The 12,875-nt window shown below is 59.0% G+C and carries 8 protein-coding genes; 5 read left to right on the forward strand and 3 right to left on the reverse strand.

Translation table 11 applies throughout. From position 1 onward, the window contains the following. Nucleotides 1-149 precede the first annotated feature (149 nt). The 3 genes from H1Y01_RS19850 to H1Y01_RS02350 all read right to left on the reverse strand — a co-directional run bounded on the left by H1Y01_RS19850 (nt 150) and on the right by H1Y01_RS02350 (nt 3,228). Nucleotides 150-770: a DUF4236 domain-containing protein gene (locus H1Y01_RS19850; protein ID WP_180538486.1), complete on the reverse strand. Its 621-nt coding sequence runs from the start codon at nt 768-770 to the stop codon at nt 150-152. Nucleotides 771-873: 103 nt separating this feature from the next. Continuing rightward, nucleotides 874-1,989, reverse strand: coding sequence for an N-acetylglucosamine-6-phosphate deacetylase (locus tag H1Y01_RS02345; protein ID WP_180538487.1), 1,116 nt, complete (start codon nt 1,987-1,989; stop codon nt 874-876). A 294-nt stretch (nt 1,990-2,283) separates the two neighbouring features. Beyond that, nucleotides 2,284-3,228: a branched-chain amino acid transaminase gene (locus H1Y01_RS02350; protein ID WP_180538488.1), complete on the reverse strand. Its 945-nt coding sequence runs from the start codon at nt 3,226-3,228 to the stop codon at nt 2,284-2,286. A 176-nt stretch (nt 3,229-3,404) separates the two neighbouring features. On the opposite strand from H1Y01_RS02350, the gene H1Y01_RS02355 reads away from it, so the two are divergent. The 5 genes from H1Y01_RS02355 to H1Y01_RS19855 all read left to right on the forward strand — a co-directional run. Next, nucleotides 3,405-6,656 carry an efflux RND transporter permease subunit gene (locus tag H1Y01_RS02355; RefSeq protein WP_180538489.1) on the forward strand — a complete coding sequence of 1,084 codons (3,252 nt, stop codon included), beginning with the start codon at nt 3,405-3,407 and terminating at the stop codon, nt 6,654-6,656. Nucleotides 6,657-6,669: 13 nt separating this feature from the next. Then, nucleotides 6,670-8,316 (forward strand): efflux RND transporter periplasmic adaptor subunit, encoded by a 1,647-nt coding sequence (locus H1Y01_RS02360; RefSeq protein ID WP_180538490.1) that lies wholly within the window; start codon nt 6,670-6,672, stop codon nt 8,314-8,316. Next, nucleotides 8,313-10,202 carry a TolC family protein gene (locus H1Y01_RS02365; RefSeq protein ID WP_180538491.1) on the forward strand — a complete coding sequence of 630 codons (1,890 nt, stop codon included), beginning with the start codon at nt 8,313-8,315 and terminating at the stop codon, nt 10,200-10,202. Before H1Y01_RS02360 ends, H1Y01_RS02365 begins: the two co-directional genes overlap by 4 nt. Before the next feature lie 56 nt (nt 10,203-10,258). After that, nucleotides 10,259-12,613 (forward strand): glycoside hydrolase family 3 N-terminal domain-containing protein, encoded by a 2,355-nt coding sequence (locus H1Y01_RS02370; protein WP_180538492.1) that lies wholly within the window; start codon nt 10,259-10,261, stop codon nt 12,611-12,613. Between the two features lie 107 nt (nt 12,614-12,720). Next, nucleotides 12,721-12,875, forward strand: a 155-nt coding sequence (locus H1Y01_RS19855; RefSeq protein WP_180538493.1) for an ArsR/SmtB family transcription factor, incomplete at its 3' end; no start/stop codon positions are given.

Consider the following 12,875-nt stretch of genomic DNA (forward strand, 5'->3'; position numbering starts at 1 on the left):
GCTTTTCAGAGTCTTCAAGGGTGTACTCTATCTGTGACAACCGCTTCGCGGAGTTTTTCTTGTGGATGATCAGTCCGGCTAGTTCAAGCGCTATACCCCCCAAAATTAAAAGCACGGATGGCCATCTCCAAACGAAGACGCTCTGCTTATTACTCGCGTATTGGAAGCTGTAAGAATTGAGCGACGCCGGCGGCCCGGGCAGCGGGGATGCGGGCGGTTTCGGCTGAGTTGTTTGCTCCGCACGGTGCTTTTTCTGTCGTTTGGAATGTTTCCGTTCGCCCGGCGGGGCAACCGGCGTGGGCGTACCAGACTGGTCGACCGGAGTGGGCGAAGTTGCTTCCTGTGTTCCGGCAGCCGGTGCTGTGCGAGCTGAAGGTACTGCGAGCGTGAAGCCCAAAGCAACCGCGAATAGACCGCAGATGTAAAAAAAGCCAAGCGGGATTGAACATACTAGAACGCTCGTTCAATTGGTTCACTAGCTTTTCCGCAGAGCTGTCGGCTAGTGCTCCGGCTTCAGAGCTGTTAAAGGTTTCTTCAAATGTAGGCTGAACCGCAGCCCTTTGCGAAGAATCGCGATTACGGGCTTGTGGCCGTTGCGAGATGGTTTCGCGGTAGTAGAATCCGTCTGCGCCGATGGTTACGTAGGTCTTTCCGCCCGGTGTCATTGTGAGGCGCGCACCCCTAACGCCAACCGACGCACCAATACCAGACTTTGAGAAGTTCAGCCTGAATGGCCCGAATTTCCCAGACTTTCTGAAAAAGAACGACATCGACGAGGGTTCAGGAGGACGAGTTCCGAGCTTTAACTTGAGGGCGGCGAGCCGTTTAGCTCAGGTCTGTTGAATTGTATCCAAGGAGCGTTCGCGGCAGTCGCTATGGTAACTCACGATACGCGCTCATCGCAAGCACATCAAGACGTCCACTTGTGAGCCGGAACAGGATTTGCTCCTTCGGTATCTCTAAATGCGCGGCACGAGCCGGATTCGTCGTTGCTAACTGCAGCGCCTCTTCGAGCGAGAGACCGGCTTCACGCATTACTCGCGCGACGGCTTCATTGAGCTTCAGCGCGGAGCCGGCCAGACGGTTCTGCCCGGCCATCACAACGCGACCGTCCACCGTGAGATCGACATCTTGTTCGCCCAATTTGTACCGCCCGGGAAGCGCGCCCGCCGGACTGCTCGCGTCCGTCACGAGAACGCTGCGGTCGATCGTCTTAGCGCGCAAAGCGGAACGGAGAAAGCCGGCAGGAATGTGGATGCCGTCCGCGATAAAGCTCGCCGTTAGCCGGTCGTCCGCAAGTTGGTCCCAGATATAGTTCGAGGTTTTCGGCAGTATCGGATGCGCTGCGTTTCCCAGATGCGTGGACATGGACGCGCCTGCGCTGACGGCCTCGGCGATCTGAGCAGCGGACGCATGGGTGTGTCCGATGCTCACCGAGGCTCCGGCCGCAACAACGTTCTCGATATAGCGAGGAGACTCCTCCCAGTGCGGCGAAAGCGTAACAACGCGAATGTTTCCTTCGGTTGCCTCCTGCCACTTCAGAAATTCGTTGAAGTCTGGAAGTCTAACATATTGCAGCGGATGGGCACCGCGCGGTCCATCCTCGGGTGAGATATGCGGGCCCTCCACATGAAAACCGGCAATCATCCGCCCGAGCGAAGCGCGCTGCTGCGCCTGGCGTAAGTTCCGCAAAGCCGCAATCATGTGATCCCCATCGCCCGTGATCACCGTCGGGAGCAGGGAAGCGACACCGGTTCGCCGGATCACCCCAAGCGAGCGATCGATCTCATCGATGGACGCACCCGGCGAGTTGTAATCGACACCCGCAAAGCCATTGACCTGAAGATCAATAAATGCCGGGCTGATCCACAGATCCGGCGAAGCCGTGATCCGGCCGGGAGCGGCTGCGCAGGTGAACGCGAAATCGTCAAGAACGACCTCGTAGATTCGATGATCGAGCGCCGAGCGCGCGAAGACATTTTCAGCCATTCACGTTTTTTACACACATTTCAAACATCGCCTCGCCGCTAAACCGCTGGATCTACAACGCAACAAACCTGTTGAAAGGATCGGGATTCGATTCGATTCCCGCTAGCGCCGTCCGCGAGTTTCACGATACAACCAATCTACGTCGAAGGGCCGCGGCGCGATTGGAACGGCAAATCTCGGGGGAGGTGGGCCGGGAAAACGCGCTGCGGCCAGTTGACCCCGAGGTGAAACCCCTCCCTTACGGTCGGGGCTCTGTAACTAAATGACCGTTCTGACCGGTCTATTGATACTTTTCTACCGCGCAACCGGCTGGCGGACCTCGACCGGCGACAGCCAGTTGTGACGGTCCGGCTTCGTCCCATTCACGATCGCGAAAAACTCATGCTGCAGTTTCTCCGTCACCGGTCCGCGCGATCCCTTGCCGACCTGGATGCGATCCACCGAGCGGATCGGCGTAATCTCGGCAGCCGTGCCCGTAAAGAAAACCTCATCCGCGATATATAAGAGCTCGCGCGGAATCACGGATTCGACAATCGGGTAACCGAGATCGCGCGCCAGCGTAACCACCGTGTCGCGGGTGATTCCGGGCAGCACGCTGGAACTCAGCGGCGGCGTGATGATCTTGCCGTCGCGAACCACAAAAACGTTCTCGCCGGAACCTTCGCTGATGTTACCCGTCGAATCCAGCGCGATTCCCTCGTGATATCCGTTCGCCGCTGCTTCCATGCGAATCAGCTGCGAGTTCATGTAATTCGCGCCCGCTTTGGCCAGCGCGGGCAGGGTATTCGGCGCCATCCGCGTCCAGCTCGAGATACACACGTCGGTCCCTTCCGAGAGCGCTTCCTCGCCCAGATACTTGCCCCATTCCCAACACGCGATGTAGACATCCACCGGGTTCCTCAATCCGTTGACGCCGAGTTCGCCGTAGCCGCGAAGCACGATCGGCCGCAGATAGCACGCCCGCATCTGGTTGATGCCGACTAACTCCAACATCGCTTGCGCCAGCTCATCGGAGGAGTAGCGGAACGTGTCCATGCGATAAATGCGGGCCGAATCGATCAGGCGCCGGACATGCTCGCGCAGACGGAAAATGGCGGGTCCCGCGGCAGTCTCATAGCATCGAATGCCTTCGAACACCGAACTGCCGTAGCTCACGACATGCGAAAGCACATGAATTTTCGCGTCATCCCAGCCGACAAATTGACCGTTAAACCAGATTTTTTCGGTGGCCTTAAGCATGGCCAAAGTATAACGTAAGTAGCCCGAATTGTGAGGGGCCGCACCGCCCCTCGGCGCTCGTCGGACAGTTCCTGTCATCCGCTACAATTCGAAAAGCATCCAACATCCTTGATCCCGCAATTGTGCCCGCCGTCACTCTCCGTCGAGACGGCTCAGAATCCAGGAGGGCTTACACCGTGTGGATAGTCCGGCTCGCTTTAAGGCGGCCATACACGTTCGTGGTGATGTCGGTACTGATGCTCGTGCTCGGCGTATCGGCGATTTTGACGATGCCGACCGACATCTTCCCTTACATCAATATTCCCGTCGTCAGTATCGTTTGGACGTACACGGGCCTTTCGCCCGACGAAATGGAAAAGCGCATGGTGACGATCTGCGAACGCGCCATGACGACCACCGTCAACGATATCGAGCACATGGAATCGACCTCGTACCAGGGGGTCGCCGTCATTCGAGTTTTCTTCCAGCCCAAGGCAAAGGTCGAACTTGCCATCTCCCAGGTCACGGCGATTGTCCAGACGATTCTGCGGGTGCTTCCGCCAGGTACGCTGCCGCCGGCCGTCTTGAAATATGACGCATCCAGCGTCCCGATTCTGCAGCTCGCCGAGGAAAGCGACACGCTGAGCGAGCAGCAGCTTTTCGATCTTGGACTGAACTTCATCCGCACGCAGCTCGCTACCGTGCAGGGCGCCGCGGTCCCGCTGCCCTACGGTGGCAAACAGCGTCAGATCATGGTCGATATCGATTCGAGCCTGCTCTACGCCAAGCGCTTATCGGCTAGCGATGTCGACAACGCGCTGAACCTGCAAAACGTCATTCTGCCCGGCGGTGACGCGAAGATCGGGGATCGTGACTACTTCGTGCAGATCAACGGCAGCCCGGGAGTCGTCGAAGAACTGAATGACCTTCCGATTAAGACCGTGAACGGGTCCACGGTATATATGCGGGACATCGGTCAGGTTCGCGACGGCTACGCGGTCCAGGCGAATATCGTGCGTGTGAACGGGAAGCGCGCGGCTTTGCTCACTGTCCTGAAGAGTGGACAGGCCTCCACGCTCAACATCGTGGCGAGCGTGAAAAAGGCGCTGATCCGCATCCAGGCCGGCATGCCCCCGGCGCTCAATATTGTTCAGCTCTTCGATCAATCGTTGTTTGTGCGCGCCGCCATCACCGGCGTTTTGCGCGAGGGCGCGATTGCCGCCGGCTTGACCGGGATCATGATTCTGCTATTCCTCGGCAGTTGGCGCAGCACGCTGATTGTTTGCATCTCAATCCCTTTGTCGATCCTCACATCGATCATTATCCTGGCGGCTTTGGGCGAAACCATCAATGTGATGACGCTGGGAGGATTAGCTCTCGCGGTCGGCATATTGGTTGACGACGCGACCGTGGAAATTGAGAATATCCACCGCAATCTCGGAATGAAGAAACCGATCGTGCCGGCCATTCTGGACGGCGCCCAACAGATCGCGGTGCCCGCGTTCGTTTCCACGCTGGCCATCTGCATCGTGTTTGTCCCGGTGCTGCTGCTGACCGGCGCCGCGAAGTTCCTGTTTACGCCTCTCGCCATGGCCGTTGTCTTCGCAATGCTGACGTCGTACCTGTTGACCCGAACTCTGGTTCCGACGATGGTGCACTTCCTGCTGCCTCCCGAGGTCGAACTCTATCAGCAAGGCGAGGAAGGAAAGCCCGCCCATGCGCCCGGTATCGTCTGGCGCGTCCATCATGCCTTCGACGAGCGGTTCGAAGGATTTCGGAACCGCTACTCCGGATGGCTCAGCTACGCGTTGGACCATCGCGGGTTGGTGGCAATTATCTTTGGTATTTTCGTCATCGCGTCTTTGCCGCTGGCGTTCGTCGTCGGGCGCGACTTCTTCCCCTATGTCGATTCCGGTCAGATGCGGCTGCATGTGAATGCCCCGGAGGGGACTCGAATCGAAGAGACGGAGCAGATCTTCGCCGCGATAGAAGGCGAAATCCGGAAAGAGATCCCGCTCGACGAAATACAGACCATTGTCGACAATATCGGCCTCCCGGCCAGCGGAATCAATCTGGCTTTCGGCGATAGTTCGACGATCGGCGGCGCGGATGGCGAGATTCTGATCGCATTGCATCCGGATAGGCACGGGCCGTCCCAAGAGTACGAGCGCAAACTGCGCGCGCGGCTCAATCAGAAATTCCCGAATTGCACCTTTTTCTTCCAGGCGGCGAACATCACCAATCAGATTCTGAATTTCGGTCTGCCTGCGCCGATTGATGTGCAAGTAATCGGTAGGAACTCGCAAGGCAACTATAAGATTGCGCGCGACATCGCCGCACAGGTTGCCGCCGTGCCGGGCGCAGTGGACGTGCATATCAAACAGCAGGTGGCTTATCCCTCCATCATGATTAATGTCGATCGCACCAAGGCGGATCAGGCGGGCCTGACGCAGCGCGACGTAGCCAACAGCGTTCTCATATCGCTGAGTTCGAGCGGTCAGCTGGCACCCAATCAATGGCTGAATCCCGCGAACGGGGTGAACTATCAGGTCGCTGTGCAAATGCCGCAGTACCGCGTAGATTCGTTCGACTCCATGAAGCGGATTCCCATTACCGGCGGCAATGCGACCGCGGCATCGGCGCAGTTGCTGTCGAACCTGGCGACGTTCAAGCGGGGGACAACCACCACGATTGTCGATCACTACAATGTCCAGCCAACCTATGACGTTTTCGCCAGTACCGATCTACGCGATCTGGGCGGCGTTGCTTCCCAGGTCTATAAGATCGTCGATACGTTCAAAGGTAAAGTGGCGAAGGGAAATTTCATCAATGTTCGCGGACAGGTGGATACCATGAATTCTTCCTTCTTCCGTCTTGGCCTCGGTATGTTCTTTGCGATCATGCTGGTGTATTTGCTGATGGTGGTCAATTTCCAATCGTGGGTCGACCCTTTCATTATTCTGATGGCGATCCCGGGCACCCTGGCCGGAATTCTGTGGATGCTGTTCATCACTCAGACAACGCTCAATGTACCTTCTCTGATGGGCGCCATCATGTCTGTCGGTGTCGCTACCGCGAACTCCATTCTTCTGGTAACGTTTGCCAACGATGAACGGGTAAGCGGAAAAAACGGGATCGAGGCCGCGCATTCCGCCGGATTCACGCGGATTCGTCCGGTAATCATGACCGCGACGGCCATGATGATCGGTATGCTCCCCATGTCGCTCGCGCTGGGCGAAGGCGGCGAACAGAATGCGCCGCTCGGCCGCGCCGTCATCGGCGGCCTTCTGATCGCCACGTTCAGCACCCTCTTCTTCGTGCCCATCATGTACACGTTCCTTCGCAAGGACGCGCCCGTGGATTGGGAAGCGCGGATCGAGCGGGAAGCTCACGAGGTTCTTCCGGAAAAACCGCGGCACGCTCCCGAAGCCGAACCGCAGAACGCATAAGGCCGCACAACGCATGGACACGACGAGTCAGGAACAAAAGCTGCTGCCGGTTGAAGACGAGCACAAGCTGCTGGATCGACCGGCCGAAGAGCGGCTGCGCGAAGAGTTGGAAGACCAGAAGCAGGAGGAGCAGAAGCAGGAGGAGAAGAAGCGCGCAGATTCCGCGAAACCGAAACAGCAGCCGGCGCCTGAAAAGCCGAAAGCTTCCCGCAAGTGGCTGGTAATCGTGGTTATTGTGGCCTTAGTTCTGGCCGCGCTATTGTTTTTGCTCGGGTATCTGCCGCGTGAAAGGCGGGAGCAGACAACCAAGAACAACGCGCAACGCGAGGCGACGGCGATCCCGTTGGTCGATGTAGTTCAAGTAAAACGATCGCCCGACATCACGCGGCTGCTGCTGCCGGGAACCATCACGCCGCTGATCGAAGCGCCGCTCTACGCCCGCGCGTCGGGTTACATCGTCAAGCGGTATGTGGACATCGGCGATCGCGTCCGGCCCAATCAGCTGATGGCGGTGATTGAAGCTCCCGATCTCGATCAGCAGGTGGCGCAAGGCCGGGCCGCACTGTCGCAGGCAAGGCAACAACTCGGGCAAGCGCAGGCGACACTTGAACAATCCGAGGCTCAGCTCGCGCTCGCCAAGGTGACCTGGGACCGTTATGCGGTGCTGGTCACCAAAGGCGCGGTTGCCCGCCAGGACGCCGATCAGCAGAAGGCCAACTACGATTCAACCGGCGCCGTGGTCGATTCGAACAAGGCCAATGTGCGGGCCGCTCAGGACAACGTGCAGGCCGCGCAGGCGAACCTCGATCGCTTGATCGCGCTGCAGTCGTACAAGGAAATCCGTGCGCCTTTCGCCGGCGTCGTTACCGCGCGCAACGTCGACGTGGGTTCCTACGTTTCCACGGCCGGCGGTCAATCGGGTGCTACGACATACGCGGCCGCACAATCGCTGGGCAATTCGTCGGGCAGCACCAGCAACGGCGCGCTATTCACCGTTGCCGATATCAGCCGCCTGCGCATCCTGCTGGAAGTCCCGCAGAGCGATGCGCCGAGCGTGCAGGTCGGTCAGGCCGCGGATTTGCTGGTCGGTGAATATCGCGGCAGGCGCTTTCCGGGAAAGATTACGCGGACTTCGAATTCACTGGATGCAACCGCTCGGACCTTGTTAACCGAAGTGCAGGTTGCCAACCCGAAGGGCGAACTGCTGCCCGGCATGTACACCAACGTGCAGCTTTCCAACACGCGTTCCAACCCGCCGCTTCTGATCCCCGGCGAAGCGATCATTACGCGTCCGAGCGGAACATATGTCGCCGTGCTCCGCGATCCGGACCAAACGCGAGAGCAAAACGCGGTGCAGCGAGAGAAGGAGTCCGGCGAAAAAGTCCGCGAAGAAGCGAAGGAAATTCATCTGGAAAAGGTCGAGATCGGACGCGACTACGGAACTGCCACCGAGATCTTATCCGGCCTGCAGGGCTGGGAGTATATCGTGACCAATCCGAGCGACGAGGTTTATGAGGGCGCGCTGGTCATGCCGACCCAGGCGTCCGGCCCGCAGGCAGCCACTCCGGCCAGCGGGAACGGATCAGGCAACGCCGCGAGCGCGAGCACTTCCGCTGGGGGAGCTCCCTCCAAGGGCGGGTCGGGGCAGTCGCAACGATGAGCTTTCGGCTACTCGGTAGCGTTCTTGTATTTACCCTTACTTCGCAGGCTGCTGAAGATCAGATTCGACCGTACATGCACGGCTGGTACCGGGCGCCTTCGGTCGGGCCCGTGTCATTTGCCGACACACCGCGCTTCGAGAACCTGATCCGAGCGGGGAACGTCTACCTCTCGCTCCGGGATGCGATCGCTTTGGCCATCGAGAACAACCTGGATGTGCAGTTCGAACGGCTAAATACACCGATTTCTCAAACCGATACTTTAAGGGCAAAAGGCGGTGGCGATCTGCGCGGTATTTCCACCACGGTGTTCGAGGTCCCGGCTGGTATCGGCGGCCCCGGCGCTCCGTTATTGACTGCGGCCGCAAGCGGTACGACGCCTTCCGTTTCGCTACCCGGCTATTCCTCGGATTTGGCGATCATTACGGAACAGCAGACCAATAACTCCGTGTTCCCCTTAACTCCGTTTGCACCGGGGCCGTCGATTCCGCAGTTTGACCCGGCCATCACGGGCACGTTCAATTACGAGCAAGCGACAACTCCTGAAGCCGACTTGCTGATTTCCGGCTATCCAACTCTCAATCAGCGGACCGTCACCTGGGATGGCGGTTATACACAGGGGTTCAGCACCGGTACGATGATCAACGGACAGTTCAATAACCAGGACATCAACGCCGTCACCAAGAATAACCTCTACAATCCCTACTACGCCTCCAACGCAGGTCTGACCGTAACGCAACCTTTATTAAGAGGTTTCGGGATTTCTCTGAACAGACGGTTTATCCGAATTGCAAAGAACAATGAAAAGATCACGGATCTCGTGTTCAAAGAGCAACTAATCAGCACGGTTTCGGGAGTCATCCGGCTCTATCAGGATTTGGTGGCGCTGGTCGAAGACGTTCAAAACCGCCGCGAAACGCTGGCCCTCGCCCAAAGACTCTTCGAGGACAACAAGAATAAGGTGGAAGCGGGAACTCTCGCTCCCGTGGAGCAAACGCGCGCGGAAGCGCAGGTCTACGCGGCACGCCAGGATCTCATCAACTCGGAAGGCTTTGTAGCTCAGCAGGAGTTGATCCTGAAGAGCGTTCTGACCAAGCGCTTCACTTCCGATCCAGTGGTGCGCAGAGCGCACATCATTCCCACGGACTCGATCGATGTACCGCTGAACGAACCTGAACTAAAGGTTGAAGATTTGATCTCGACCGCGAACTCAAATCGCCCGGACCTGATTTATGCAGGAATTCAAGTAGATAACTCGAAGATTTACCTGGAAGGTTCGAAGAACGAGCTGCTGCCTGAAGTAGATCTTGTGGCAAACGCTCTAAGTAGCGGACTGGCAGGAGCTTTGAACTCCGCGTTCATTCCATCCGCTACGCTCGGAACTAACATTCCAACTTCCCAGTTTCTAGGAGCCTATGGTTATGATCTGGAACAGATTGTTCGCCACAACTATCCCACTTATTCGATTGGCGTGAATTTGAACCTGCCGCTTCGCAACCGAATTGCGCAGGCGGACGCGGTGCGCGATGAGCTCCAGGTCAGGCAGACGGAGATCTCGCGCCAGAAGTTGGAGAACCTGATTCATCTTGAGGTTGAAGATGCTCTGGTCGCTCTGGATCGTTCGCGCGACGCCTATTCCGCCGCGACGGAAGCTCGCAAACTGCAAGAGCAATCGCTGGAGATCGAGCAGGAACGCTATAACGTGGGACTATCGACGACGTTCCTGGTGCTGCAGTATCAGAGCTTTCTGGCTCAGGCGCGGTCCACCGAGATCGCCGCAAAGAGCACCTACGCGAAGGCCCGTACGGCGCTCGATCGGGCGATCGGGATGACGCTGGTCCGGAATAACGTCTCGGTCGCCGACGCGTACCACGGTAGCGTTCACTAAGCGTTCTTCTCGAAAGCGCAGAGCGCGGGCGGTACAGTAGCGGTGCGGAGTTCCGTATGAGTTACTGCCGGTTGTTGCTCGCCTCGCTTTCCATCTCTCTTGCACTCTCTCCGGCTGCAGCGCAGCCTGCGCGACACCCACCGTCGAACGCGCAGCTCGCCAGCCCGGAAATCGCGCGGAAGGTTGACGCGCTGCTCCAACAAATGACCCTCGAGGAGAAGATCGGTCAGTTGGTGCAGTACAGCGCCACCGAAGCCCATCCGGACGTGTCGTCGGCCGGCACCACAGCCGCACTCAACGTCAACCCGCCGGGCCCGGGCGGAGTGGACAGCTACGCGCTCGCGCAAAAAGGGCAGCTCGGCTCGATGCTCAACACGGTAGGCCAGGGGCTTACGAATCACTTCCAGCACGCCGCGGTCGACCACACGCGCCTCCACATCCCGCTGCTTTTCGGCGCCGACGTGATCCACGGCTTTCGCACCATCTTCCCGGTTCCGCTCGCGACAGCGGCCAGTTGGGACCCCGAGCTCATCACCGAACTCGCGCACATGGCTGCGGTTGAGGCCCGCACGGCCGGTGTCAACTGGTTCTATTCGCCCATGGTCGACATCGCGCGCGACGCCCGGTGGGGCCGCTGCACGGAGGGCGCGGGTGAAGACCCGTATCTGGGATCCGCCATCGCTCGCGCCTATATTCGCGGTTACCAGGGTGAGAGCCTCTCCGCGCCGGATTCCGTTGCCGCCTCGGTCAAGCACTTCGCGGCCTATGGCGCCGCCGAAGCGGGCCGTGAATACAACACGACGGATATGAGCGAGTTGCAACTACGCCAGGTTTACCTGCCGCCCTATCACGCGGCCGTTGCGGCCGGCGCGGCCACCGTGATGTCCGCCTTCAACTCGCTCAACGGAGTGCCTTCGACGGCGAATCCCTTCCTGCTTCAGACGATTCTGCGCGGGGAGTGGGGCTTCGATGGCGCGGTCGTTTCCGACTACACCGCAGTCATGGAGCTGACCAACCACGGCATCGCGAGTGATGCGGCAATCGCCAGCGAAAAGGCGATCACGGCGGGCGTCGATATCGACATGATGTCGCACTACTACGACGCGGAGTTGCCGGCGCTGGTGAAATCGGGGCGGGTGCCGATGGCGGTTGTTGACGAGGCCGTACGACGCGTGCTGCGAGTGAAGTTCGCGCTGGGGCTTTTTGAGCACCCCTTTACTGCGGGGACCGAGGTAACCGGGGCAGTCGCCGAGCATCGACCATTGGCGCGCCGCGCGGCCGAAGAATCTTTCGTGCTGCTGCAGAACAATCCTGTCGATGGGGTCGCGCTACTGCCACTCGCGACGGCCGTCAAAAAGATAGCCCTCATCGGTCCGCTCGCCGACGACGCCAGCGACATGGTGGGTGCCTGGTCCGGCGCAAACAATTTCAACGACGTGCGAACCTTGCGTGCCGCCATGGCGGAGCGGGCGCGGCAGAACCGCTCGACGCTCACTTACGAGAAGGGAACGGACATCTCAGGAACGTCGAACGCCGGTTTCGCCGCGGCGATCGCCGCAGCGCAGAACTCCGATCTGGCGATCCTCGCGCTCGGCGAATCGAGCGACATGAGCGGTGAAGCAGCATCGCGTGCTTTCTTGGACTTACCAGGAAATCAGGAACAATTACTTGAAGCTGTCGTCGCCACCGGAAAGCCCGTCGTTCTACTGATCTTCTCCGGCCGGCCGCTGGTGCTTGACTGGGCCGCGCAGCACGTTCCCGCGATCATGGAGGTATGGTACGGCGGCGTCGAAACCGGTCCAGCGATCGTCGACACGCTCTTTGGGGATGTTTCGCCGAGCGGCAAGCTCACCATGAGTTTTCCGCGGGCGGTGGGTCAGGAGCCGCTCTATTACAATCAGCTCCCGACGGGACGCCCGATTCAGCATGCCGATCCCGCTCACCCCGGCTATGTGGAGATGAAGTACGTCTCCCGCTATCTCGATACGCCCAATGACGCGCTTTTTCCCTTCGGACATGGACTTTCGTACTCGACATTCGGATACTCCGGCGTTTCGCTGTCTACGCAATCCATAAGCGCAGCCAAGCTCGTGCGCGATCCGAAGAGCCAACCGATTGTCGCGACCGCCACGGTCACGAACACAGGGAAGCGCCGCGCGACGGAAATCGTTCAATGTTACGTAGGTATTCGTGGCGCCAGCACGGAGCAGCCTTCACGCAACCTGAAAGGTTTCGCTCGGATCACGCTGGACCCCGGGCAGGCTGCGACGGTTCACTTTCCGCTCGGGTTCGCCGAACTCTCGGTCTACGACGCAAGGGCGCAGCAAGTGGTGGAAGCCGCCGACTACACGATAGACATCGGCGGCAGCTCGACCGCGACGAACAGCGCGCGGTTTGTGACCCTACCGTAGTCCCATTTCCATAACTTTACATAATACTTGTTATCGGAAGCGAATCGGGTATCCTCGAAGAGCTGGGGCTTGACTCTTGACATTTAACCAAAAAGTTATATAACATAATGGCTATAGAACGCTTGGACCGTACGTTCGCAGCACTCAGCGATCCCACCCGCAGAGCCATCCTGTCCCGGCTGGCCGGCGGAGAGGCGACCGTGATGGAGTTGGCTCAACCGTTCGCGATGAGTCAGCCCGCAATCTCCCGGCACCTTCGAGT

The organism is Nevskia soli (assembly GCF_903970205.1).
In the GTDB taxonomy this organism is placed as follows: Bacteria; Acidobacteriota; Terriglobia; order Bryobacterales; family Bryobacteraceae; genus Bog-113.